Raw genomic sequence first — 25,890 nt, 5'->3', positions numbered from 1 at the left:
TCCGATGCGCCGGATGATGGCCGCGTTCGTCCTGCTGATGCTGCTGGCCTTGCCGGCGGCCTACGCCGTGCAGCCCGACGAGATCATGCCGGATCCCGCCAAGGAAGCCCGCGCGCGGGAGCTGTCGCGCGAGCTGCGCTGCATGGTCTGCCAGAACCAGTCGATCGATGATTCCGATGCGCCGCTGGCGCGCGACCTGCGGCTCCTGGTGCGCGAGCGCATCGGCGCCGGCGACAGCAACTCGCAGGTGCTCGACTTCCTGGTCGCGCGCTATGGCGAGTTCGTGCTGCTGAAACCACGCTTCGAACGTCAGACCCTGCTGCTGTGGCTGCTCGGGCCGCTGCTGCTGATCGGCGGCGGCGTGGCGCTTTGGCTGCAAATCCGGCGTCGTGCGCGCAGTGGTGCAGACGTACCTGCTCCGCCGCTCACTGCCGACGAACAGGCGCGGCTCGCCGCGTTGATGTCCGATGATGCGAAGTCGTCCTAGGCTACGTAATGATACTTAGGCCGCTTGGCGCAGCTTGTTTCATGCTCTGTTGACCTTTGTCTGGAAGCTTGTCGCAAGATTCGATTCCAGCCTTTGAGTCCCCCGATGTTCGCGAACAGCAATCTGACGATCCGCTTCCTGGTCGGCGCCGTCGTCGCTGCATTATTGTTTCTGCTGGGCATCGGCGGCGGCACCGGCTTCATCGCGGTGCTCTATCTCAACAACGAGATCACCAGCCTGTCGGCGGACTTCGCCGCGCTGAGCGGCCCCGCGCGCGACCACGCCATGCAGATCTACCAGCAGGCGCAGACTGCGTTCTCCTATTTCCTGATGGCCTGCGGCGTGATCGCCGTCGTCGCCGTCGCGATCTGCTTCACCACCTGGTTCGCCGTGCGCAACGGCATCCTCAGTCCGCTGGCCGCGATCGTGCACGCCATGCGCGAGGTCGCCGACCAGAAATTCCAGACATCGGTTCCGGGGCTTGGCCGCACCAACGAGATCGGCTTGCTCGCCGGTGCGCTGGAGGTCTTCAAGACCAACGGGCTCGAGCGGCGCCATCTCACCGAGCAGCAGCTGCGCGAAGCCCAGCACCAGGCCGAGCGATCGAAATTCCTGGACGACCGGATCAAGCGCTTCAACGATCTCGTCGCCAGCGTCGTCGACAGCGTGGCCTCATCGGCCGTGCATCTGAAGAGCAACGCCGAGACGCTGTCGCGGACCGCCAACGACACCAGCACCAAGGCCAATGCAGTCGCGAGCGCGGCGAGCCAGGCCAGCGCCAGCGTGCAGACGGTCGCAGGTTCTGCCGAGGAAATGACGAACTCGATCGGCACGATCAGCCGCCGCGTCACCGACGCGACCCAGCGCGCCGAGGGCGCGGCGTCCCAGGCGGAGAAGAGCCGCGACACCATCCACACGCTGTCGGATGCCGCCGACAAGATCGGCGAGGTCGTGCAGCTCGTGCAGGCGATCGCATCGCAGACCAATCTGCTGGCGCTGAACGCCACCATCGAGGCGGCGCGGGCAGGGGAGGCCGGCAAGGGGTTTGCGGTGGTCGCCTCCGAGGTGAAGAATCTGGCGCACCAGACCAGCAAGGCGACGGAGGAGATCACCTCTCATGTCGCCAGCATTCAGGGCATCACCGCGGAGACGCGCGGCGCGATCGACGGCATTTCCAAGACGCTGTCGGAGATCTCGTCCATCATGTCCGGCATCGAGGTCGATACCGCCCAGCAGCGCAACGCCACGCAGGAGATCACGCGCAGCGCCCAGAACGCCGCGCACGGAACCCTCGACGTCTCCAACCATATCGTCCAGATCACCTCGACCTCCGCACAGACCGGCCGCATGGCCGCCGAGGCGCGGGATTCCGCGGTCGACCTGTCGCAGCAGGCCGCGACCCTGAAGCGCGAGGTCGACGAGTTCATCGTCAGCGTCAGGGCAAGCTGAGCGCGCCAAAACGCGCTTGCGACGCCATCACGGGAACTCGGTTAAGTTCCTGTGAGGCCACAATTTTCGGTCTGCGCTGAACTGCCGCATCGGACCTGGCCCTTCATTACAAAAGTTTAACCCCGCCGCCAGCGCACGGTAAGGCGGGAGCCCCCATCTTCAGGACCGTAAGGTGCCGCCATCGGGCACCAAATGGATTTCAAGGCCCTGGAGATCTCCGCATGACCGACCGTCCCGACCTCTCGAACCTTCCGTCCTACCGGCAGCCGCGCCGGTCGGTGTTTTCCGCGCGCAAGTTCGCGCTGATGGCCTCGGTCGTCGCCGGTCTCGGCGCGGCCGTCTATGGCTTCAGCCCCTCGACCTCGCCGGCCGACCTGTTCTCGACCCCGGCGCATGCGCAGGTCAACAACGAGGTCCGCAAGGTCGAACGCCCGGTCGGTTTCGCCGACATCGTCGAGCGTGTGAAGCCGTCGGTGATCTCGGTGAAGGTCAACATCAAGGAGAAGACCGCGAGCAACGACGACGGCGATGATTCCTCCTCGCCGTTCCAGCCGGGCTCGCCGATGGAGCGCTTCTTCCGCCGCTTCGGCGGTCCGGATGGTTTCCCGGGCCTGAAGGGCGGCCGTGGCCGCGTCGTGCAGGGTCAGGGCTCGGGCTTCTTCATCTCGGCTGACGGCTTTGCCGTGACCAACAACCACGTGGTCGACGGCGCCGACAAGGTCGAGGTCACCACCGATGACGGCAAGACCTACACCGCCAAGGTGATCGGCACCGACCAGCGCACCGACCTCGCTTTGATCAAGGTCGAGGGCAGCTCGAACTTCCCGTTCGCCAAGCTCGCCGACGCCAAGCCGCGGATCGGCGACTGGGTGCTCGCGGTCGGCAATCCGTTCGGCCTCGGTGGCACCGTGACCGCGGGCATCGTCTCGGCGAGCGGCCGCGACATCGGCAACGGTCCGTACGACGATTTCATCCAGATCGACGCGCCCGTGAACAAGGGCAATTCCGGCGGTCCCGCTTTCGACACCAACGGCGAAGTGATGGGCGTCAACACCGCCATCTACTCGCCCTCGGGCGGCAGCGTCGGCATCGCGTTCTCGATTCCCGCGAGCACGGTGAAGAGCGTGGTCGCCCAGCTCAAGGACAAGGGCTCAGTCAGCCGCGGCTGGATCGGCGTGCAGATTCAGCCTGTCACCTCCGACATCGCCGAGAGCCTCGGCATGAAGAAGGCCGAAGGCGCGCTGGTGGCGGAGCCTCAAGCGAACGGTCCGGCCGCGAAGGCCGGCATCGAGTCCGGCGACGTGATCACGGCGGTCAATGGCGAGTCGGTCAAGGACGCCCGCGAGCTTGCCCGCACCATCGGCGGCATGGCACCCGGTGCGACCGTGAAGCTCAACGTGCTGCACAAGGGCCAGGACAAGGTCGTGAACATGACGCTCGGCCAATTGCCGAACACGGTCGAGGCCAAGGCCGATAACGACAATGACAGCGGCAAGGGTGCGAGCAAGGGCACCGACGTGCCCAAGCTCGGCATGACCGTTGCCCCCGCCAATTCGGTGGCCGGCGCCGGCAAGGAAGGCGTCGTGGTCACCGAAGTCGATCCGAAGAGCGCCGCGGCCGAGCGCGGCTTCAAGGAAGGCGACGTGATTCTCGAAGTCGGCGGCAAGAGCGTGGCCACCGCCGGCGAAGTTCGCGATGCCATCAACATGGCGCGGACCGACAACAAGAACAGCGTCCTGATGCGCGTGAAGAGCGGCGGCCAGTCGCGCTTCGTCGCGGTACCCCTCGCCAAGGGCTGAGGCTTCAGGAGGCCTACGAGATGAAGGGTGTCGCCGGCATCAGTCGCCCCCGCCGACGGCGCTCTTCTGGGAAGCAGCGCAACGTTCGCTTCCCCTGTCTACCTTCCGGTGGAATTACGCCCCCCTCCGTCGGAAGGCCTAGGGCGGTGAAGTCCCCCCAGCTTCACCGCCCGCCTTTTTCTCGATGCCAGAGTCTCCCCCTCGGCTTGCATGCGATTGCCGCTCGCGCCATGTTTAGAGAAGGTTGACCTCCTTGACCGCCGCCGAACGCACGATGCGCCTCCTCATCATTGAAGACGACCGCGAATCCGCCGACTACCTCGTGAAGGCGTTTCGCGAAGTCGGACACATTGCCGACCACGCCGCCGACGGCGAGGAAGGCCTCGCCATGGCTGAGAACGGCGATTACGACGTGCTGGTGGTCGACCGCATGCTGCCCAAGCGCGACGGCCTGTCGCTGATCGGTGCGCTGCGCGACCAGGACAACACGACGCCGGTGCTGATTCTCTCCGCGCTCGGACAGGTCGACGACCGCATCAAGGGCCTGCGCGCCGGCGGCGACGACTATCTACCAAAACCCTATTCCTTCGCCGAGCTGCTGGCCCGCGTCGAGGTGCTGTCGCGCCGCCGCGGGGGGCCTGCCGAGGACACGCTCTACCGCGTCGGCGATCTCGAGCTCGACCGGCTCTCCCACCGCGTCGCCCGCGGCAAGGACGAGCTGACGCTGCAGCCGCGCGAATTCCGCCTGCTCGAATATCTGATGAAGCATGCCGGCCAGGTGGTGACGCGCACCATGCTGCTCGAGAACGTCTGGGACTATCATTTCGATCCGCAGACCAACGTGATCGACGTGCACATTTCGCGGCTGCGCTCCAAGATCGACAAGGGCTTCGAGCGGCCGCTGCTGCATACGATCCGCGGCGCCGGGTACATGATCCGTGACGGCATTCGGTAAACTCGTCCGCACCACGGCGTTCCGGCTGACGCTGGTCTATCTGCTGCTGTTCGCGATGTTCGCGGCTTCGCTGCTGGCCTATTTCGCCTGGAATACGCGGCGGCTGATCACCGAGGAAATCACGCAGACGGTCAATGCCGAGACCTCGGAAATCAACGAGATCTACGGCCGCGGCGGCATGTTTCGCCTGGTGCGCACGATCGAATACCGCGCGCTGCGCCCGGGCGCCAACCTCTATCTCGTGACGACGCCGACGGGGCAGGCGATCGCCGGCAATGTCGGCTCGCTGGCGCCCGGCGTGATGGCGACGCGGGGCTGGTCGGAGACGGCCTACCGGCGGATCGAGGACGCCGACGACCGCGACCATCGCGCGCTCGTGCGCGTCACCGAACTGGAAAACGGCTTCCGGCTTCTGATCGGCCGCGACCTCGCCGAACGGCGTCGCCTGTTCGGCATCGTCGCCAAGGCGGCGCAATGGTCGATCCTGATCGTCGTCGTGCTCGGTCTCGGCGGCGGCATCTTCGTCGCGCGCCGCGTGCTGAGGCGCATCGACGCGATGACCGGGACCGCGCAGCGCATCATGACCGGCGATCTCAGCGGGCGTCTCCCGGTGGGACGCAGCGGCGACGAGCTCGACCGCCTCGCGGAAAATCTCAATGCCATGCTGGAGCGGATCGAGGCGCTGATGGCCGGCTTGAAGGAAGTCTCCGACAACATCGCCCACGACCTCAAGACGCCGCTGACGCGCTTGCGCAACCGCGCCGAGGAGGCGCTGGCGAAATCGGGCTGCGAAGCCGATTACCGCGCGGCGCTGGAGCGGACCATCGAGGAATCCGACGGATTGATCCGCACCTTCAACGCGCTGCTGATGATCGCGCGCGCGGAGTCAGGGCAGGCGCGCGGCAACATGGATGATTTCGACGCCGCCGAGGTCGCCAACGGCATCCACGAGCTCTACGAGCCACTCGCCGAAGACGACGGCATGACCTTGAAGGTCAAGGCCGAGCCGACGCCGGTTCACGCCAATCGCGAGTTGATCAGCCAGGCGCTCGCCAATCTGGTCGAGAATGCGATCAAATACGGCAAGCCGGTCGGGCAGGCCGGCGGAACCGTGGTCAGTATGGACGCGAGGCCGATCACCATCGAGGCCCGACGCGACGGCGACAAGGTGCTGCTCAGCGTCACCGATCGCGGTCCCGGCATCCCCGAAGCCGACCGCGCACATGCCGTCGAACGATTCGTTCGCCTGGAAGCGAGCCGCACGCTGCCGGGCTCCGGCCTCGGTCTCAGCCTCGCTTCTGCGGTTGCGACATTGCACGGCGGCGAGTTGAGGCTGGGCGACGCCCAACCCGGTCTCGTTGCAACGCTGGCGCTGCCCGCGCGCGCCGGGGCCGGCGACAGGGTTGCTCCGCCAATACCGGATGTGCCACAGAAGGTGGCATGAACCACTCCGCGCCGGGAAACGCGGACAAGCATGGTGAGAGGCTGGCCGCGCGCTTCGCGGAGGCTCCCCATATTGCCGCTTCCACAACCGACGAACGACGTCTTGAAAGCTGGCTGTCCGAGCTCGAGCCGACCCAATCGGCGCGTCTCGAAACGCTGCTGACACATCCCTTCGCCCGGAACATCCTGGCCGGCATCGCGGAATTCTCGCCCTATCTGTTCGATCTGGTGCGCGCCGATGCCTTGCGCCTGATCCGGTTGCTCGAATGCGATCCGGATGCGCATCTGACGGCGCTCATCGCGGAGGCGAGGGGGGCGGTGCTCGCGGCCCCTGACGAGGCCGAGGTGATGCGACTGCTCCGCCGCATGAAGGCTGAGGCCGCGCTCCTGACCGCCTTGTGCGACATCGGCGGGGTCTGGCCGGTGATGCGAGTGACGGCGGCGCTGACCGATGTCGCGGTGTCCTCGGTGCAGGCGGCGCTCCAATACCTGCTGCGGCAGGAAGCCGCACGTGGCAAGATCTCGCCGCCCAATCCCGAGGCGCCCGAGGAGGGCTGCGGCCTGATCGTGCTCGCGATGGGCAAGATGGGGGCAGGCGAGCTGAACTATTCCAGCGATATAGATCTCATCGTGTTCTTCGATCCCGACGAGACAACGCTGGCAGCGGACATCGAGCCGCAGCCGTTCTTTGTCCGGGTCACGCAGGGGATGGCGCGCATCCTGCAGCAGCGCACCTATGACGGCTATGTGTTCCGCGTCGACCTGCGCCTGCGTCCCGATCCATCCTCGACCCAGGTCGCGATCTCCCGTGACGCCGCGCTGAATTATTACGAGCGGGAAGGGCGCACCTGGGAGCGCGCCGCGATGATCAAGGCGCGTGCCTGCGCCGGTGATGCCAGGGCGGGCGAGGCATTGCTCGCCGAGATCGCGCCCTTCGTCTGGCGCAAGCATCTCGATTTCGCCGCCCTCGCCGACGTCCACGACATGAAGCGGCAGATGCAGACCTATCGCGGCCAGAGCGAGGTCGCGGTGGAAGGGCACAACGTCAAGGTCGGCCGCGGTGGCATCCGCGAGATCGAGTTCTTCGCGCAGACCCAGCAATTGATCGCCGGCGGCCGCCATCCGGAATTGCGGGTGCGGCCGACACTCAAGGCGCTCGACATTCTCGCCTCCAGCAATTGGATCACCGTTGCGGCGCGTGACGAGCTGACCATTGCGTACGAATTCCTGCGCCGGGTCGAGCATCGTCTCCAGATGATCGCCGACGAGCAGACCCACGCATTGCCTGAGGACAAGGACGCGGTCGAGCGCTTTGCGCGCTTCTTCGGTTATGCGGATCGCGAGGCCTTCGCGGGCGAGCTGCTGCGACAGCTCAAGATCGTGCAGGGGCACTACGAAAAACTGTTCGAAGGCGACGATCCGACCGGCACGGCAAAGCTGCCGACGCTCGACTACCGTGTGGGTCCCGAGGATCCGCGCCTGCTCCAGCACCTCGCGACGCTCGGATTCAAGAAGCCTGCCGCGGTCGCGCAGACGGTACGCGACTGGATCACCGGCGACTATCGTGTGTTCCGCAATGAGGCGACGCGCAGCGCCTTCGTCGAGTTCGTGCCGGCTCTGATCGACGGCCTTGCCCATGCCGAGGAGCCGGATCGCGCCGTCGTGGCGTTCGATCAATTCCTTGGGGCGCTCCAGCGCGGCGGCCGGCTGATCACCCTGCTCGGCCAGAACCGCGAGCTCGTCGCGCTGGTCGCGCTGGTGCTCGGTGCGGCGCCGCGGCTCGGCGAGATGCTGGCGCGGCAGCCGCAGCTGATGGATGGCCTGATCGATCCGCGCTTCTTCGGCGCCATGCCGGACAGGCAGGAATTGTCGGGACGGTTGGCTGCGACCGTGCAGGACGCCGGCTCATACGAAGAGTTCCTCGATCGGCTGCGCCTGTTCGGGCAGGAGAGCCTGTTCCTGATCGGCACGCGCATTCTCTCCGGCACCGTCTCGGCGCAGCAGGCGAGCACGGCCTTTGCCGACGTCGCCGAAGGAATCGTCCACACCGTGCATGGCCTCGTTGCCGACCGCTTCGCGGCCCAGCATGGCCGGATCAAGGGGCAGGAGACCGCGATCATCGCGATGGGCCGGCTCGGCAGCCGCGAGATGACGGCCTCGTCCGATCTCGACCTGATCCTGCTCTACGATTTCGACAGCGACAATCCGGACTCCGATGGGCCGAAATCGCTGCAGGGCGCGCATTATTTTGCGCGGCTGACCCAGCGCCTGATCAGCGCATTCACGACGCGCACCAATTATGGCGTGCTCTACGAGATCGACATGCGGCTGCGTCCTTCAGGGCGCGCCGGCCCCGTGGCCTCGAGCCTCGTCTCATTCGCGGATTACCAGGCCAACGAGGCCTGGACCTGGGAGCACATGGCGCTGACGCGCGCGCGCGTGGTGTCGGCTTCGCCCGAATTCCGGATGCGGATCGAACGCGTCATCGGCGGCGTCCTGACCCGCCGCCGCGATTCCGCAATCACCGCCAACGACGTCGCCGACATGCGACGCGCGATCGCCCAGGAGAAGGGCGAGGCCGATTGCTGGGATCTCAAACATGCCGCTGGCGGCATGGTCGACATCGATTTCATCGCGCAATATCTCCAGCTCGTGCACGCGCACGATAAGCCGGAGATCCTCGACGTCAGCACGTTGCAGGTGCTCGACAATGCATGCAGGCTCGGCGTCCTCCCGCAATCGGAGACCGAGATATTGCGTGCGGCCGCACGGCTCTATCACGACCTCACGCAGATCCTGCGGCTGTGCGTCAGCGACCGCTTCAAGCCGGAAACCGCGGGCACCTATCTGCAACGCGTGATGGCGCGGGCCGGCGACGCGCCGGATTTCTCGTCGCTGGAGGCGCGCGTGAAGGAGACGCAGAGCGAGGTGAGGCGCGTGTTCAGGGCGCTGCTGGAAGGGACGTTGCCTTCAACGAGCTGAGCGCCTCGCGGACGTCAGGCTCGAGCCCCGCGCCGCCGGCATCGAGATGGGCGAAGATCGCGCGCTTCATCCTGGGATCCCAGAACTTCTTGATGTGCTCGGCAATTCCCGGCACGGCCTTGCCGTGGCCCTGGCTCTCGAAGAACTTGCCGATCTGGTTGGCCATGTAGATCAGGCGGTCAGGCGACATCGGCAACCTCCGTGGCATGGCGACCGACGATCCGGTCACCATGCGAAAACACCTCGAACCCATCCTGGCGGGCAATGGCGATCAGCGTGATGCCTGCGGCTTCCGCGGTACGCACCGCGAGCGCGGTGGGCGCGGACACCGCGATCATCACCGGCGCGCCGATCGCCGCAGTCTTCTGCACCATCTCGACCGAAACACGGCTCGTCAGCAGCACCATGCCGGCGCCTGCGTCGGTGCGGCTGCGCGCGAGGGCGCCTGCGAGCTTGTCCAGCGCGTTGTGGCGGCCGACATCCTCACGCAGCGCGACGATGTGGCCGGCAGGGGACCAGAACGCGGCGGCATGAACCGCGCGGGTCTGCAGATTGATCGATTGCAGCGGCGCGATCGCCTGCATCGCCGTCATGATTTCTTCCGGCGTGAAGCTCTGCCCCTGCGGCACGACCGCAGCGGGTCGCACGGCTTCGGCAATGGACTCGATACCGCAGATGCCGCAGCCGGTGGGACCGGCGACGTGGCGGCGGCGCTCGCTGATGAGTGCCGCGTCATCCGACGCCAGCCACATCCGCAGCTCAATGCCGTCGTCGAGGCGAACAATTTCGAGCGAGCGGATGTCGTCGACCGATTTAACGATGCCTTCGCTCAGGCTGAAGCCGACCGCAAAATCTTCCAGGTTCTGCGGCGTTCCCATCATGACGGCGTAAGTGCCGCCATTATAGGTCAGAGCCAGCGGCGTCTCCTCCGGAATGAACCGCGTTCCTTCGGACGCGACGCCGTTGCGCCAGATTCCGCGATCGATCGCCTGGACAGCTACATGCATGCGGTTACTCCGCGGCCTCGGCCGGCGCGATGCGGCGGGATTGGCGCGCCTGGGCGTCATAGGCCTTCTGCCAGTCGGACGGGCCGTTCGAGGGCGAGACCTCGACCGCCGTCACCTTGTATTCGGGGCAGTTGGTCGCCCAGTCCGAATAGTCGGTCGTGATGACGTTGGCCTGCGTGTCCGGATGGTGGAAGGTGGTGTAGACGACGCCGGGCGCCACGCGATCGGTGATCTCCGCACGCAGCGTGGTCTCGCCGGCGCGGCTCTTCAGCCGCACCCAGTCGCCGTCGCGCACGCCGCGCTGTTCGGCATCGTGCGGATGAATCTCCAACCGGTCCTCGGCATGCCAAACCACGTTCTCGGTGCGCCTCGTCTGCGCGCCGACATTGTACTGGCTGAGGATGCGGCCGGTCGTGAGCAGCAGCGGATAACGCGGGCCGGTGCGCTCGTCGGTCGCGACATATTCGGTGACGACGAACTTGCCCTTGCCGCGGACGAAGCCGTCGATATGCATCACCGGCGTGCCCTCCGGCGCCTTCTCGTTGCAGGGCCACTGCACCGAGCCGAGCTCGTCGAGCTTGGCGTAGGAGACGCCGGAGAAGGTCGGCGTCAGCGCCGCGATCTCGTCCATGATCTCGGAAGGATGGCTGTAGTTCATCTCGAAACCCATCGCCTTGGCAAGGCCGATGGTGACCTCCCAGTCGGCCATGCCGTTCTTCGGGGTCATCACCTTGCGCACGCGCTGGATGCGGCGCTCAGCATTGGTGAAGGTGCCGTCCTTCTCGAGGAAGCTCGAGCCGGGCAGGAAGACATGGGCGTAGTTCGCGGTCTCGTTGAGGAAGAGGTCGTGGACGATGACGCATTCCATCGCGGACAGTGCAGCCACCACGTGCTTGGTGTTGGGATCGGACTGCAGAATGTCCTCGCCCTGCACGTAGATCCCCATGAAGGTGCCCTCGACCGCGGCATCGAACATGTTGGGAATGCGCAGGCCGGGCTCGGGGTTGAGCTTGACGTTCCACAGCGCCTCGAACTGATCGCGCACTGCGTCGCCGGAGATGTGGCGATAGCCGGGCAGCTCGTGCGGGAACGAGCCCATGTCGCAGGAGCCCTGCACGTTGTTCTGGCCGCGTAGCGGGTTCACGCCGACGCCGGGACGGCCGATATTGCCCGTGACCATCGCAAGGTTCGCGATCGCGATCACCGTGGTCGAGCCCTGGCTGTGCTCGGTGACGCCGAGGCCGTAATAGATCGCGCCGTTGCCGCCGGTGGCGTAGGTGCGGGCGGCTTCGCGCAGATCCTTCGGATTGACGCCGGTGAGGATGGCGGTGGCTTCCGGGCTGTTCTTGGGCTGCGCGACAAAGGCCGCCCATTCCTCGAACTCGCTCCAGTCGCAACGCTCGCGCACGAAGGCTTCGTTGACGAGGCCCTCGGTGACGATGACATGCGCCAGCGCGGTCATGACTGCGACGTTGGTGCCGGGCATCAGGGGCAGGTGCAGCGCCTTCACATGCGGCGATTCCACCATCTCGGTGCGGCGCGGATCGATCACGATCAGCTTGGCACCCTGGCGCAGCCGCTTCTTCAGGCGGGACGCGAACACCGGATGAGCGGAGGCCGGATTGGCACCGATCACAAGGACGACGTCGGTGTCCTCGACCGAGTCGAAATCCTGCGTGCCTGCGGAAGTGCCGAAGGTGGTGGCAAGGCCATAGCCGGTCGGCGAGTGGCAGACGCGGGCGCAGGTGTCGACATTGTTGTTGCCGAAGCCGGCGCGGATCAGCTTCTGCACCAGATAGGTCTCTTCATTGGTGCAGCGGGATGAGGTAATGCCGCCGATGGCATCGCGGCCGTATGTCTTCTGGATGCCGCGCATCTTGGCGGCCGCGAACGAGAACGCCTCGCCCCAGGACACTTCGCGCCAGGGATCCTCGATCCGTTCACGGATCATCGGATTGAGGATGCGTTCGCCGTGGTTGGTGTAGCCCCAGGCGAAGCGGCCCTTGACGCAGGAATGGCCGCGATTGGCCTTGCCGTCCTTGTACGGCACCATGCGCACGACTTCCTCGCCGCGCATCTCGGCCTTGAAGGTGCAGCCGACGCCGCAATAGGCGCAGGTGGTGACGACGGAGTGCTCGGGCTGGCCGATTTCGATCACCGACTTTTCGGTCAGCGTTGCGGTCGGGCAGGCCTGCACGCAGGCGCCGCAGGAGACGCATTCCGAGCCGAGGAAGCTTTCGCTCATGCCCGGCGAGACGCGGCTGTCGAAGCCACGGCCGGAGATGGTCAGCGCGAAGGTGCCTTGCACCTCCTCGCAAGCGCGGACGCAGCGCGAGCAGACGATGCACTTGGAGGGATCATAGGTGAAATAGGGATTGGACTCGTCCTTCGGCATCCAATGGTCGTTGTCGCAGCCGTGGCTTTTGCCAGGTGTCTTGGCGAAGACGTGGTTTTCGCCCTCATAGCCGTAGCGCACGTCGCGTAGGCCCACGGCGCCGGCCATGTCCTGCAACTCGCAATCGCCATTGGCACCGCAGGTGAGGCAATCGAGCGGATGGTCGGAGATGTAGAGCTCCATCACGCCCTTGCGAAGCTTCTTCAGCCGCTCGCTCTGGGTATGGACGACGAGGCCGGGCATCACCGGCGTGGTGCAGGATGCCGGCGTGCCGGCGCGGCCCTCGATCTCGACGAGGCAGAGACGGCAGGAGCCGAACGCGTCGACCATGTCGGTGGCGCAGAGTTTTGGGATCTGGTGGCCCGCGTCCATCGCGGCCCGCATGATCGAAGTGCCCTCGGGCACCGTGACCTCATTGCCGTCGATGGTCAGCGTTACCATCGTTTCCGATTTGGAAGCCGGCGTGCCGAAGTCGATTTCTTCGATCAGAGACATTGTCGTTCTCCTATTCCGCGGCCTGAAGCGTGGTCGGCGCCGGAATGAAATCCTCCCGGAAGTGCTTCAATGCGCTGAGCACGGGGTAGGGCGTGAAGCCGCCGAGTGCGCAGAGCGAGCCGAATTTCATGGTGTTGCAGAGGTCCTCGACCAGCGCGATGTTTTCATGGACGCGCTCGCCGTTGATGATCTTCTCGATGGTCTCGACGCCGCGGGTCGAGCCGATCCGGCACGGCGTGCACTTGCCGCAGGATTCGACGGCGCAGAATTCCATGGCAAAGCGCGCCTGCCTGCGCATGTCGACGCTGTCGTCGAACACGACGATGCCGCCATGGCCGATCAGGCCATCGCGCGCTGCGAAGGCCTCGTAGTCGAACGGCGTGTCGAACAGGGCACGGGGGAAATAGGCCCCTAACGGACCGCCGACCTGCACGGCGCGGACCGGCCGGCCCGTGAACGTGCCGCCACCGATGTCGTCGACGAGCTCGCCGAGCGTCACGCCGAAAGCGGTTTCATACAGCCCGCCATAGCGGATGTTGCCGGCGAGCTGGATCGGCATCGTGCCGCGCGAGCGGCCCATGCCGAAATCCGCATAGGCATTGGCACCCTCGGCGAGGATGAAGGGGACGGCCGCGAACGACAGCACGTTGTTGATGACGGTCGGCTTGCCGAACAGGCCGTGATGCGCCGGCAGCGGCGGCTTGGCCCGCACGATGCCGCGGCGGCCTTCGAGGCTCTCCAGCAGCGAAGTTTCCTCGCCGCAGACGTAAGCACCGGCGCCGACCCGGACTTCGAGGTCGAAGCTGTGGGTGGATCCGCCGATCTTGTCGCCGAGATAACCGCCGCGCTTGGCAGCCCGGATCGCAGCGTTCATCGCTTCGACCGCATGCGGATATTCGCTGCGGATGTAGATGTAGCCCTTGGTCGCGCCGACGGTGATGCCGGCGATGGTCATGCCCTCGATCACCAGGAAGGGATCGCCTTCCATGATCATGCGGTCGGCGAAAGTGCCGCTGTCGCCTTCGTCGGCGTTGCAGACGATGAACTTACGGTCGGCCTTGGCCTGCGTGACCGTCTTCCATTTGATGCCGGTCGGGAAGCCGGCGCCACCGCGGCCGCGCAGGCCCGAGGCCGTGACTTCGTTGAGGATCGCATCCGAGCCGAGTGACAGCGCGCGCTCCAGCCCCTTGTAGCCGCCATGGGCGCGGTAGTCGTCGAGCGAACGCGGGTCGATCACGCCGCAACGGGCGAAGGTGAGGCGGGTCTGGCGCTTCAACCAAGGAATCTCGTCGGTCGCCCCCAACCGCAGCAGATGTGGCGTGTTGCTCGCGAGCGCGTCGAGCAGGGAGGGCACATCGGCTTCAGTAACCGGGCCGAAAGCGATCCGGCCCTGTGGCGTCGCCACCTCGACCAGCGGCTCCAGCCAGTACATGCCGCGCGAGCCGGTCCTGACGATCTCGACTGCAATTCCGCGCCCGGCTGCTGCCTGCTCAAGCGCCAGCGCAACCTGATCAGCACCAACGGCGATCGCGCCGGCGTCGCGTGAGACGAACAGACGCAAGCTCATCGCTGTGCCTCCACAATCAACGCATCAAGGCGCTTCTGATCGAGCCTGCCGATGAGGCGGCCGTCGAGCATTGCGGACGGGGCGGTGGCGCACAGGCCGAGGCAGTAGATCGGCTCCAGCGTGACACGATCGTCGGCCGTCGTGTTGCCGAGCGACACGCCGAGTTTTGCTTCGGCGCGCGCCGCCAAGGCATCGCCGCCCGCGGCCTGGCAAGCCTCCGCGCGGCAGAGCTTCAGCACGTGGCGGCCGCCCGGCTTGTGGCGGAAATCATGATAGAACGTGAATACGCCGTGGACTTCGGCGCGCGACAGGTTGAGCGCCTGCGCGACCATGGGAATGGCGGCCTCCGGCACGTAGCCGAACGCCTCCTGCAGCGCGTGCAAGATGACGAGCGTCGCGCCCTCCTGGTTGGCGTGCTCGGCGATGATTTCGGCGCCGCGCGTCTCGTTCCAAGGCTCAAAAACCGCTGTCATTCTTCGTTCTCAACCAGAGCGTTTCCTTGGGCGCAAACTAGTTGGAATCATTCGAAGATCAATAAAGCTGTCCCGTGCTGCGATTGCGAATTCGGATCGATTTGCAACCGCAATCGACCGATACGAATTGGTAATGGAAGTTGGATCGGCTGCCGGTTTTTGCGTGTTGGCGCAGGCCCGGCGTGCTAGCTTGCATGCCACGATGGAATTCGAGGGGACGGCCGGTTGATCGACAAACTTGAACTATTGCTGGCGCTGGCGAAGGAGCGGCATTTCGGACGCGCGGCGGAGGTCTGCGGCGTGACGCAACCGACGATGTCGACCGGGCTCAAGCAGCTCGAGGAGATTCTCGGCGTGATGCTGGTGCAGCGCGGCTCCCGTTTCCAGGGGTTCACCCCGGAAGGCGAGCGGGCGCTCGACTGGGCGCGGCGGATCGTGGGTGATGCCCGCGCGATGCGTGACGAGATCAACGGGCTGAAGCATCAGCTCTCCGGCGAGATCCGCATCGCGGCGATCCCGACCGTGCTCGGCATGGTCGCCGCGCTGACGACGCCATTTCGCGCAAGGCATCCCGAGGTGCGTTTCAGCATCCGCTCAACGACCTCATCGGAGGTGCTGGGATTGCTCGAAAATCTCGAGGTCGATGCGGGGCTGACCTATATCGAGAACGAGCCGATCGGCAAGGTGCGGACCATTCCGCTCTACAACGAGAGCTATCGTTTGCTGACGTCGCCGGACGGAATGTTTGGCGATCGCGAGACGGTAACCTGGAAGGAGGTCGGGCAGGTGCCGCTATGCTTGCTGACGCCCGACATGCAGAACCGCCGCATCATCGACCGCGCGCTGCGTTCGGTCGGCGCGGAGGCGACGCCGACGCTGACCTCGAATTCGCTGCTGGTGCTGTTCACGCATGTGAAGACGGGGCGCTGGGCGAGCGTGATGCCGGCCAAGCTCGCCGAGACGCTCGGCCTGTCCGACACGGTGCGCTCGATCCCGATCACCGATCCCGACGTCAATTACAGCATCGGCATGGTGATCCCGCAGCGCGATCCGATGACGCCGCTGATCGCAGCGCTGGTCAATGTCGCGCGGGAAGTCGCGCCGTCGCTGCAGCTGTAGGGATCACGCCGCCGCCGAAATCCCAGACGCCGCCTTGATCGCGTCGCGCGGCAGGGTCACGCGGACGACGGTGCCGACCTCGATCTTGGAGCGCAGCCGCATCGAGCCGCCGTGGAGCTGCGCCAGCGAGCGGGCGATCGCAAGGCCGAGGCCCGAGCCGTGATAGGTCTTGGTGAGCTGGCTCTCCACCTGCTCGAACGGGCGGCCAAGCCGCGCCAGCGAATGCGGCGCGATGCCGATGCCGGTGTCGGCGATCATCAGCACGATCCGGTCGTCGAGTTGCCGGCTGCGCACCACGACGCGTCCGCCGTCCGGCGTGAATTTCACGGCGTTGGAGAGCAGGTTGACGATGATCTGCTTGGTGGCGCGGCGGTCGGCAACGACGGAGATGGATTTTGCGATGTCGGCATCGAGCGTAATGTGCTTGTCCTGAGCCCGGCCGGTGACGACCCGTAAGGATTCCGCCAGCGTCCGCGACAGGTCGAGCTCTTCCATGTCGAGCTTCATGCGACCCGCCTCGATCTTGGACATGTCGAGGATGTCGTTGATGACCTCGAGCAGATAGTGGCCGCTGGTCAGAATGTCCTGGCAGTATTCCTGGTACTTTTCGCTGCCGAGCTCGCCGAACATGCCCGAGCCCATGATCTCGGAGAAGCCGATGATGGCGTTGAGCGGCGTGCGCAGCTCGTGGCTCATATTGGCGAGGAATTTCGACTTGGTCTGGTTGGCTTCCTCGGCGCGGGTCTTCTCGCGTTGGTACTTCTCGGCGAGGTCGGCAAGCTCGACCGCCTGGCGCTCCAGGGCCGCCTGCGAGCGCTTCAGGTCGATGACGGTGGCGCGCAGGCGCAGATCGTTGTCGACCAGCTTCTGCTCGTGCTCCTTGATGCGGGTGATGTCGGTGCCGACCGAGACGTAGCCGCCGTCCTTGGTGCGGCGCTCGCTGATGTGCAGCCAGCTGCCATCGTCGAGCTGCGCCTCGAAGGTGCGCGCGCCGGGGCCTTGGGCAGCGGTCTCGTTGTGGCGGGTGCGCACCTCCGGCATGCGGCCGACCTCGAGCACGGTCTCGTAGGAGGTGCCGGGGATCACGGCGGTGTCGGGCAGCTTGTGCAGGCGCTGGAAGTGCGAGTTGCAGAGCACGAGGCGGTCGCTCGCGTCCCACAGCACGAAGGCTTCCGGGATGGTCTCGATCGCGTCGCGCAGACGGAGGTCGGCTTCCACGGTCCTCTCGGCGAGGCTCTTCTGTTCGGTGATGTCGACGGCGATCCCGATCAGGTGCACGCTGGAATCGGTCGCCCCGCGCGTCTTCTCGCAGCGAACGCGGAGCCAGATCCAGTGGCCGTCGACATGCTGCATCCGGAAGGTCTGGTCGATGTGGTCGATCTTCTCGGAGATGAGCTGGTCGGCGATCGCGAACAGGTCGATGTCGTCGGACTTCACCAGCGCGTTGACCTCGCCGAAGGTGAGGAGCTCGTTGCGGCCATCGAGGCCCAGCATCGAGAACATCGACTGCGACCAGAAGATCCGGCCGCGCGACAGGTCCCAGTCCCACAGGCCGCAACGGCCGCGGTTGAGCGCGGTGTCGATCCGGCCGCGCACGGCGTCGTTGATGAGGTCGCCTTCGCGGGCGCGGGTGGACTGCCAGTGGAAGGCGAAGCCCAGGATCAGGACGACGAATCCGGTGGTCGCCGACAGCGTCACCGAGAGCGCGGCGTCCGAGCCCCAGATCGGCTCGTTGCGCTCCTGGATCACGGTGACGAAGCCGGGCAGCGACTTGATCTGCCGCGAGGTCGCCATCGCGGCATTGCCGCTCGGCAGCGTCATGTCGGAGACGTTGCCGTCGCGCGTCGGCGCTGCGAGCAATTGTGCGGTCGTGATGGCATCGAGCAGGCGGTCGTTGCCGGAAGGGTCACTGTCGACCGGAACGCGGGCGAGGAGACGGCGATCGACGCCGGCCGAGGTGACGATGACGTGGCGGCCCGAGGCCGTGCCCCAGGACGGGATCATATCCGGCAACAGCGCCGGCAGGCTCTCGATGTTCTTGAGCCGCTCCTGACGGGCGGAGGTCAGGCGGTCGATGCGTTCGGCGAGCAGGTCGGCCAGCGCCGAGATGTCGTGCCGGATCACCAGCCGCTTCTGACGCGTCTGATCGACGACCTGCACGAACGCGCCGAGGCAGATCGTGATCAGGAACGCGATGATGAGCGTCGGCACGGCGCGACGAAGCGCCGGCTCTGCAATCAAGAGCCGATGATAGGCAGGTTTCGCGATCGATTGCGCCAATCCCTTGATCGAATCGGATTGGACGCACGCGTTCGCGGCGTCTGCACGCGACATGCCTTCGGCCCCCTAAAAACCTGCTTGCAACTGAAGTTCGGAGGCAGCCCCACATCGCTTCCGAATCACAGCGATTTGAATCCAGTTTTCGCGGGGTGTCGAGAGTCAATGAATCGTTAACGCGAAATTATTCTTATCCCACGCGCAGTTTGCGCATCGCGCGTCCGCAAACGCACGGGCGCGAGGAGTCCGAAACGAGAACGTGTGACTCCTCGCACGCTCTCCGTCACGCACGCGGCGGTTCGGCGTGGCTGATCACGCGCTTCACGCTCGGGAACGCGCGCCGCAGCGCGCGCTCGATGGCGTCGACGTGCTCGTGCACCTTGATCACGCTCATCGACGGCGCGGCGCGGCAGTGGAAATTGACGATCTCGCCGGCGTCGGTGTTGCGGACGCGCACATTATGGATGTCGTGGATCTCGCCGCCGGCGGCATATTCGGTCAGCGCGGCGGCGATGGCCTGGACGCGTTCCGGCGCGGCATCGACCCCGAACGGCAGTTCCGGTTCCAGCGGCTCGATGTGGACGTCGACCTCGACGTCCTCGCCGAACTCCTCCTGGATGTTGCGCTCCAGCGTGTTGGCGACTTCGTGGGCGGCCTCTAACTGCATCCCGGCGTCGACCTCGAGGTCGATGCTGACGATCAGCTTGGCGCCGAGATCGTGCACCGTGACGTGGTGGACGGCGAGGCCCGAATTGCGCGCGATGACCATGATGCGGTCGCGCACGGTCTCGTTGTCGCGTGCGACGGGAACGGCGGTGAAGGAGAGGTCGGTGTCGCCGAACGCCTTGGCGACGGCGGCTTGCGCGTTGTGCTTGATGTCCTCGACGCGGTCGATCGGATAGGTCCGCGGCACCTTGACGATGGTGTCGATGAACGTGGTCGCCCCGACCATGCGCACCCGCAGCCGCTCCACGTCGATCACGCCCGGGACGCTTCGGATCGCGGCCGTAGCCTTCTCCTGCGCGCCCTCCGGGGCGCGGTCGACCAGCGTCTGCACGGTCGAGCCGGCCATGCGCAGGCCGAGAGCTGCGATCATCACGGCGACCGCGGCGGCCGCCGCGGCATCGCCCCACCAGAAGCCGAGGGCGGCGAGGATCAGGCCGATGATCACGGCGAAGGAGCCCATCACGTCGGAGGCGAAATGCAGCGCGTCGGCGGCGAGCGCCTGGCTCCTGGTCTCGCGCGCGGCGCGATGCAGGGCGCGGGCGCGCCAGAGATTGACGACGATGTCGATCACCAGCACGACGAAGGGCACGGCCGAAATGGTCGGCGGCGGTGTTCCCTCGCGCAGCCGGCTGTAGGCCTCGACCAGGATGCCGCCGGCGAGCACGTAGAGCAGGGCAGTAACGCCGAGCGCAGAGACGCTCTCCAGCTTGCCGTGGCCGTAATGGTGCTCCTCATCGGCCGGCTTGTCCGACACCCGCACCACCGCCCAGGTGATGATGGTCGCGACCAGGTCGATCGAGGAGTGCAGCGCCTCGGAGATCAGCGCGAGGGAGCCGATCGCGATGCCGACCGCGAACTTGGCCGCCGCCATGCCGCCGCTGGCGAAGATCGAGATCGCGGCGACCGAGGTTTTGTTGTGCTGGGAGGTCATGGCGGGGATTTAGCAGCCCGGGGGTGAACATCAAGCGGCGATCCACAGCTGTTGTCGCTAGTGATTTGCAGGAGCGATCCGGTCTTGCTCCGGCCTCGTAGGGTGGGCAAAGGCGCGTTGGCGCCGTGCCCACCATTCGTCCGTGATGGATACAGATCGTGGGCACGCTTCGCTTTGCCCACCCTACGGGACCGCTGTCGGCGCTCTACGGCACCGTCACCACGATCTTCCCCAAATGCTTGTTCGCCTCCATGTGCTCGAACGCCTGGTCGATGTCGTCGAATGCGAACACCCGGTCGATCGGCAGCTGCAGTTTTCGCGACTCCACCGCGCCCCAGATGTCCTTCCTGACCTCCTCGAAGATCTCGCGGACCTCCTCGATGGTGCGGGTGCGGAAGGTGACGCCGACATAGTCGATGCGGCGCGCGGCGTGCAGGTCGAAGTTGAAATCGGCATGGGTGCCGCCGAGCCGGCCGACATTGACGATGCGGCCCTTCACTTTGGTCGCCGCAAGGTTCTGGCTCGCGACCTTGCCCGAGACCTGGTCGACGATGAGGTCGACGCCTTCACCGTTCGTCGCCTTCAGCACCTCGTCGACCCATTTCGGATCGGAGCTGTCGACGGCGAGGTCGGCGCCGTACTCCTTCAGCCGGCCGCGGCGCGTGGCGTCGGTCGACGAGCCGATCACGAGCTTTGCGCCCTTGAGTTTTGCAATCTGCATCGCCATCAGGCCGACACCGGAGCTGGCGCCCTGGATCAGCACGCTCTGGCCCGCCTGCACGCCACCGACGGTGACGACGGCGTTGTGCATGGTCGCGAGCGCGACGGGCAGGGTGGCGGCTTCCTCGAAGTTCATGTTCGAGGGCGCGCGGAACAGCCGGCCGTGATCGGCGAGTGTGTACTCGGCAAATGCCGCGCCGCCCGAGCCCATGATGCGGTCGCCGATCTTGACGCCCTTGGCATCCGGCCCGAGCTCGGCGACCTCGCCGGCCCATTCCATGCCGAGCACGGTGCCGGCGCCGCCGGCCGCGCCGTGGGCGTGCCCCTTGCGCATGCCGGTGTCGGCGCGGTTGAGCCCGCAGGCGCGGACGCGCACCAGCACCTGCGTGCCTTTCGGCTTTGGTTGAGCGACGTCGGAAATCCTAGCGCCCTCAGGGCCGTAGACGTAAGCCTTCATGGATTGCTCTCGCTTCTTGCGGTGATTATTCGGCGGCTTCGCGTTGCGGCTGAACGATCATGCCCTCGAGCCGGCTACGGATGATCGCTTCCGCCTCGCGCACGATGCGGGAGATGAGCTCGGCGCAGGTCGGGATGTCCTGGATCAGGCCCTGCACCTGGCCGGCCGACCAGATGCCTTCGTCGGAATTCCCGGTCGCATAGACCATCTTGCCGCGGGCACCGGCGACGAGGTCGCGGATGTCCTCGAACTTGGCGCCTTCCTTCTCCATCGCGACGACCTTGGTCGAGATCTCGTTCTTGGCGACGCGCGAGGTGTTGCGCATGGTGGGAAGATCAGCTCGGTCTCGCGCTCGTCATTGGCGACGATTCTCTCCTTGATGAGCTGGTGGATCGGGCTTTCGCTGGTCGCCATGAAGCGCGTGCCCATGTTGATGCCGTCGGCGCCCAGCGCCAGCGCGGCGACGAGGCCGCGGGCGTCGGCAAAGCCACCCGAGGCGATCATCGGGATCTTGATCCTGTTGGCGGCGGCGGGGATCAGGATCAGGCCGGGCGTATCATCCTCGCCGGGATGGCCGGCGCATTCGAAGCCGTCGATCGAGATGGCGTCCACGCCCATGCGCTCGGCCGAGAGCGCATGGCGGACGCTGGTGCATTTGTGCACGACCTTGACGCCGTGCTTCCTGAACTCGTCGACATGCTCCTGCGGCTTGTTGCCGGCGGTCTCGACCACCTTGATGCCGCTCTCGATGATGGCGGCGCGGTATTCGGCATAGGGCGGCGGCTTGATCGCGGGCAGGATGGTGAGGTTGACGCCGAACGGCTTGTCGGTGAGGTCGCGGCAACGCGCGATCTCCTTGGTCAGATCCTCCGGCGTCGGCTGGGTCAGCGCCGTGATGAAGCCGAGCGCGCCGGCATTGGCAACGGCGGCGACCAGCTCGGCGCGGCCGACCCATTGCATGCCGCCCTGGACGATCGGGTGCTCGACGCCGACGAGTTTCGTGAACCGTGTCTGCAACATGACGTGTGTGTCCCCCTGGGATGGCCCGCAGGCTCTGTTGTCGGTTGATGGCGCAAGGATGCCGCCCGGGTCGGGAAATGTCTATTGCGCGGGCGTGCGGTGGGGGCGGGGCGATCATGCGGGCGGTGGGGATGATTCCGCGGGGCGGATAATTTTGTTCCGTCATCCCCGCGCAACCGCGAAGCGGTTGTCGCTGGAGGTGCGAGCTGCACGGTGCGAAGCAAGGTGCAGCAAGCCTCGAAGGATGAACGGCCACGCTGCGAAAGCCGGGCTGTCGCCCTTCGAGGCTTGCTCGGTGGCGCGATGCGCCCCTGAGCGCGCACCTCAGGGACGATCATAGATTTGGACCCGCGGCAATAAGCAGTTTGTGCTCGTCGCAGACACACCTTCGCGCTCTCGCGGCATCTGCGCCCGAGCTTTGCTTCGTCGCGTTGCCCTCATGAAAGACAAGGGCGCAGGGAAGGCCGGGCGCCGGCTGGCACCCGTAAGTCCGTGCGCGAAAAAGATGCACACGGGGTGGACCACAGGTGAGCCGAACGCCCGGCCTTCCCTGCGCGATGGTTTACGGCGTACTTCGTGCTCTCCCCGGGGAGCGATGCACTATTGCCCCCGTCGCCTTGCGGATGATTGATGCGCGCACCGGTTGGCCGCCACATCACCGCAGGACTTGACGCACAGACCCCGGGCGTCAGGACCACACGACTTGACCGTCCGCGCACGTCTTCGCATGTCGCTTCGAGTGCTGGCGCGTGCTCACGCCCGAAGCCATGCGAAGACGCTGTCGGCGCCGGGTCGTATGCGCGAAGCGCTTTGCTCACGGTTTCCCGCCCTGCAATGCTGCTCGCGCCCGACGCCGTCGCGTCCATCGCACCCCGGCCCGCGGTTCGTGACGATCGCGATCCGCCCCTTGTCTCGGGCCAGGGTGGCTTGTGTGTACGACAAATCCGAATTTCGGTAAAGTGGAATATTTTGGCGGGCGGGGATTGACAAGCACAGTGGAGAAATTGGCGGGTGTTTTGCCCGACGGGCGAGGGCGCTCCGAACGTGTCGGAGCGCTATGCGCACCGCTGCGTCAACCACCGTCATTGCGAGCGCAGCGACTTGTCCGCCGAAGCCTTTGGCGAAGGCGGAAGCAATCCAGAATCCCTCCGCGGAAACACTCTGGATTGCTTCGCAAGGGCTTGCCTCGCAATGACGCCGGAGGTGACGGCGGCGGGTTCGTAGCCCGGATGGAGCGTAGCGCAATCCGGGGCCTGTGCGACGAGCGAAGGCGGTCCCGGATTTCGCTTTCGCTCCATCCGGGCTACGAGGCCGCCGCTACAGGGCAGCTACTCCGCCGACAGCCGCACCATCTGGCGGCCGCCGTTCATGTCCTTGAGGCTGTTGACGAAGTTTTCCGGGCGCTGCCAGCGATACGGGACCTTCAGGCCCATGAACTCGGCGATGTCGCCGATGAAGCCGGTGCAGTTGGTGGTCTCGGCGTTCCAGACCGGCGAGCTCGCCTGCAGTTTCTTGATGTAGGCGAACACGCGCTTGGCGTCGGCCTCGTTCAGATAGACGCGGTAGCTCGCGGTCAGATATTCCGGATCGAGATCGCCGTAGCTCGCACCGGTCTCCGACGGCACGAAGGTGATGTGGCCGAGCACGTAAGCCAGCGTGTCGCCGGCGGGCGTGAGGCCTGCGACCTCGACCGCCTTCTCGCTGGTCTTGCCGTACCAGACGAAGGCATGGCCCCAGCTCGCGGCCGTGCGGGCGCGGAAGTCGACGTAATAGGGACCCTTCTCCACACGCGCGACGGAGCGCCGCGCCGCTTGCGGCTGAGGCCGCGATGTGGAGTCGGTCGTGGCAAGCGCGTTGGCGTCAGCAACGCGCTTGTTCGCTTCGTGGGCCGAGGCCGAGGGCGTCGTACACGCGATCATGGCCGCGAGGGCGAACCCCGCAAGGATGCAGGGTCCCGATCGATCAGGTTTGTTCGTCACGCTGTGCCCCTCGACTGTCGGCCGCTTACGCTAGTCTTGCTTGCGTTTCAGTAACGCGCAGCGACCGGGCCGGGCGCCTTGCCGATCGGGGCCTTTCCAACCGGGCTCTTGCCAATCGGCATCTTGCCGATCGGCGCCTGCTCGGCCGGATAGACCGGCACGGGCTGGCGGCGCGGCAGATCCGCAGCGTTCGCAGCCGTCACCAGAGCAAGCGTGGCACCCAGAGCAATTACAATCTTCTTCACAGCGATACCCCTAGAAGGTTTGGTCCAAACACGGCAGTGCCGTGCCCCCCAGACACGCCTCACAGAAGGGCGGCGGAATGCGACGACAGTGCGGCACCCCCGCGACATGTTGGCGGCATATCTCTGACGCGCGCAGATGTGATGTGTCTGGATGTTTCGGAGTGCGGACCGCGGTGCCGTAGCCCGGAAGAGCGTAGCGATATCCGGGGTGCTTTGCGGGTCGTCCGTCCCGGATGTCGCTTGGCTCATCCGGACTGCGGCGCCGTGCGCGCTATCATTTCCCGAGGAAGTTCGAGCGCATCTTGTCGGCGAACCAGACCGCGAAGATCGCACCGAACGCGAGAGCAAAGTACAGAGCTGTCCACAAAAGTGCATTACCTGCATTCGTCATGGCATCCTCCCTGGCGTCAGAAATTGACTGCCGGGAAGGATAAGGCGGCCGTGCTGGCGCGATTTGCGCCGGATCAATTTTGCCGCGCTGCAGCGAGAATAAGTGAGTAGCCCGCACGAGCGTAGCGCATGCGGGACCAAGCGAAGAGCCGTCCCGGATGTCGCTGCGCTCATCCGGACTACGGGACGGTGTTCGCGGCTACAGCCGAAACTCGTTGGTGAGCTCGCCGATGCCGTCGATCGCGACGGTGACGGTGTTGACCGGCTCCTTCATCACGCCGACGCCGACCGAGGTGCCGACGGCGATGAGGTCGCCGGGGAGCAGGGTCATGTCGTGGGAGATCTTGCTGACCAGCTGCTGCGCCGAGAAGATCATGTCGGAGATCGGGTAGTTCTGCCGCTCCGCGCCGTTGAGGATGGTGCGGACGGTCAGCTTGGCCGGATCGAGGCCGGTTGCGATGACGGGACCGAACGGGCCGTAATCGTCGATGCCCTTGGCGCGGGCCCATTGCGGGAAGGTAGGGTCGCTGGTCAGGATGTCGTTGGCGGTGATGTCGTTGACGCAGGTGTAACCGAAGATGAAGCTGTTGGCTTCGCTGGGGGAGACACGCGCGCAGGTCTTGCCGATGACGATGCCGAGCTCGCCTTCATAGGTGGTCTTGCCGTCGTAATAGGAGGGACGGCGGATCACGGCGCCCGGCGTCGTGATGGTGGTGGTGGCCTTGAGCAGATAAAGCGGCTCCGGCGGTTCGGGCTGGTTCAGCTTGGCGGCGAGCGCGTGGAAATTATTCCAGAGCGCGACGATCTTGCTGGGCGCGCAAGGCGCCAGCAGCTCGACCTCCGACAGCGCCAGGATCTTGCCGGTCGCGGTGTTGCGGCCGAACATCTCGCCCTCGTGCACGCTGATGCCCGATGACGTCAGCGTGCCGAAACCGGTCGCGCCATTATTCCGGAAGCGCAGCCACTGCTTCATC

Annotated in this window: 18 protein-coding genes and 1 pseudogene; 7 read left to right on the top strand and 12 right to left on the bottom strand. The window is 65.8% G+C overall.

From position 1 onward, the window contains the following. The first annotated feature begins 4 nt into the window (after positions 1 to 4). From GGD61_RS18390 to GGD61_RS18365, 6 genes are all read left to right on the top strand, one after another. The gene (locus GGD61_RS18390; protein ID WP_092256481.1) at positions 5 to 487 is read left to right on the top strand and encodes a cytochrome c-type biogenesis protein; all 483 of its coding nucleotides are present in this window, start codon (positions 5 to 7) and stop codon (positions 485 to 487) included. Positions 488 to 592: 105 nt separating this feature from the next. Continuing rightward, positions 593 to 1,936 carry a methyl-accepting chemotaxis protein gene (locus GGD61_RS18385; protein ID WP_183230980.1) on the top strand — a complete coding sequence of 448 codons (1,344 nt, stop codon included), beginning with the start codon at positions 593 to 595 and terminating at the stop codon, positions 1,934 to 1,936. A 221-nt stretch (positions 1,937 to 2,157) separates the two neighbouring features. Next, complete coding sequence (locus GGD61_RS18380; RefSeq protein ID WP_092256476.1) at positions 2,158 to 3,735, top strand: Do family serine endopeptidase; 1,578 nt, start codon at positions 2,158 to 2,160, stop codon at positions 3,733 to 3,735. Between the two features lie 274 nt (positions 3,736 to 4,009). Further along, positions 4,010 to 4,690, top strand: coding sequence for a response regulator transcription factor (locus GGD61_RS18375; RefSeq protein ID WP_038947105.1), 681 nt, complete (start codon positions 4,010 to 4,012; stop codon positions 4,688 to 4,690). Then, complete coding sequence (locus GGD61_RS18370; protein WP_092256474.1) at positions 4,674 to 6,134, top strand: ATP-binding protein; 1,461 nt, start codon at positions 4,674 to 4,676, stop codon at positions 6,132 to 6,134. The genes GGD61_RS18375 and GGD61_RS18370 overlap by 17 nt, the downstream gene beginning before the upstream one ends. Beyond that, on the top strand, positions 6,131 to 9,115 hold the full coding sequence (locus GGD61_RS18365) for a bifunctional [glutamine synthetase] adenylyltransferase/[glutamine synthetase]-adenylyl-L-tyrosine phosphorylase (protein ID WP_183230979.1): 2,985 nt from the start codon (positions 6,131 to 6,133) through the stop codon (positions 9,113 to 9,115). Before GGD61_RS18370 ends, GGD61_RS18365 begins: the two co-directional genes overlap by 4 nt. Here GGD61_RS18365 and GGD61_RS18360 read toward each other — a convergent pair. From GGD61_RS18360 to GGD61_RS18340, 5 genes are read right to left on the bottom strand one after another with little or no spacing between them, the layout of a single operon-like run. Then, positions 9,075 to 9,305, bottom strand: a complete 231-nt coding sequence (locus GGD61_RS18360) for a formate dehydrogenase subunit delta (protein WP_018315834.1) — start codon at positions 9,303 to 9,305, stop codon at positions 9,075 to 9,077. The two genes, GGD61_RS18365 and GGD61_RS18360, sit on opposite strands and share 41 nt — an antisense overlap. Next, complete coding sequence (gene fdhD / locus GGD61_RS18355) at positions 9,295 to 10,122, bottom strand: formate dehydrogenase accessory sulfurtransferase FdhD (RefSeq protein ID WP_018315835.1); 828 nt, start codon at positions 10,120 to 10,122, stop codon at positions 9,295 to 9,297. Before fdhD ends, GGD61_RS18360 begins: the two co-directional genes overlap by 11 nt. Before the next feature lie 4 nt (positions 10,123 to 10,126). Next, positions 10,127 to 13,012, bottom strand: coding sequence for a formate dehydrogenase subunit alpha (fdhF, locus tag GGD61_RS18350; protein ID WP_092256468.1), 2,886 nt, complete (start codon positions 13,010 to 13,012; stop codon positions 10,127 to 10,129). A gap of 10 nt (positions 13,013 to 13,022) precedes the next feature. Beyond that, positions 13,023 to 14,579, bottom strand: coding sequence for an NADH-quinone oxidoreductase subunit NuoF (locus GGD61_RS18345; RefSeq protein WP_092256465.1), 1,557 nt, complete (start codon positions 14,577 to 14,579; stop codon positions 13,023 to 13,025). After that, positions 14,576 to 15,052, bottom strand: coding sequence for a formate dehydrogenase subunit gamma (locus GGD61_RS18340; protein ID WP_183230978.1), 477 nt, complete (start codon positions 15,050 to 15,052; stop codon positions 14,576 to 14,578). The genes GGD61_RS18345 and GGD61_RS18340 overlap by 4 nt, the downstream gene beginning before the upstream one ends. 225 nt (positions 15,053 to 15,277) lie before the next feature. On the opposite strand from GGD61_RS18340, the gene GGD61_RS18335 reads away from it, so the two are divergent. Next, positions 15,278 to 16,171, top strand: coding sequence for a LysR family transcriptional regulator (locus tag GGD61_RS18335; protein ID WP_018315839.1), 894 nt, complete (start codon positions 15,278 to 15,280; stop codon positions 16,169 to 16,171). A gap of 3 nt (positions 16,172 to 16,174) precedes the next feature. Here GGD61_RS18335 and GGD61_RS18330 read toward each other — a convergent pair whose 3' ends face one another. From GGD61_RS18330 to GGD61_RS18300, 7 genes and pseudogenes are all read right to left on the bottom strand, one after another. Then, positions 16,175 to 18,505 (bottom strand): PAS domain-containing sensor histidine kinase, encoded by a 2,331-nt coding sequence (locus GGD61_RS18330; RefSeq protein ID WP_092256462.1) that lies wholly within the window; start codon positions 18,503 to 18,505, stop codon positions 16,175 to 16,177. Positions 18,506 to 18,731: 226 nt separating this feature from the next. Further along, entirely contained in the window at positions 18,732 to 20,105 is a 1,374-nt protein-coding gene (locus GGD61_RS18325; RefSeq protein WP_092256459.1) for a cation-efflux pump, read from the bottom strand. 205 nt (positions 20,106 to 20,310) lie between these two features. Then, positions 20,311 to 21,282 carry a zinc-binding dehydrogenase gene (locus GGD61_RS18320; protein ID WP_092256456.1) on the bottom strand — a complete coding sequence of 324 codons (972 nt, stop codon included), beginning with the start codon at positions 21,280 to 21,282 and terminating at the stop codon, positions 20,311 to 20,313. 25 nt (positions 21,283 to 21,307) lie between these two features. Further along, positions 21,308 to 22,302: pseudogene (locus GGD61_RS18315) on the bottom strand (NAD(P)H-dependent flavin oxidoreductase). Positions 22,303 to 23,630: 1,328 nt separating this feature from the next. After that, on the bottom strand, positions 23,631 to 24,281 hold the full coding sequence (locus GGD61_RS18310) for a hypothetical protein (RefSeq protein WP_092256450.1): 651 nt from the start codon (positions 24,279 to 24,281) through the stop codon (positions 23,631 to 23,633). Positions 24,282 to 24,328: 47 nt separating this feature from the next. Further along, a complete protein-coding gene (locus GGD61_RS18305) occupies positions 24,329 to 24,526 on the bottom strand; it encodes a hypothetical protein (RefSeq protein WP_018315845.1) in 198 nt (65 codons plus the stop codon). Between the two features lie 589 nt (positions 24,527 to 25,115). Continuing rightward, positions 25,116 to 25,889, bottom strand: a complete 774-nt coding sequence (locus GGD61_RS18300; RefSeq protein WP_177237102.1) for a fumarylacetoacetate hydrolase family protein — start codon at positions 25,887 to 25,889, stop codon at positions 25,116 to 25,118. Between the last annotated feature and the right edge of the window lies 1 nt (position 25,890).

Origin of the sequence: Bradyrhizobium sp. SBR1B (genome assembly GCF_014198205.1) — a bacterium.
GTDB lineage: Bacteria > Pseudomonadota > Alphaproteobacteria > Rhizobiales > Xanthobacteraceae > Bradyrhizobium.
The sequence above is the reverse complement of the archived record's forward strand: the minus strand, read 5'-3'. Positions and strand labels throughout refer to the sequence as shown.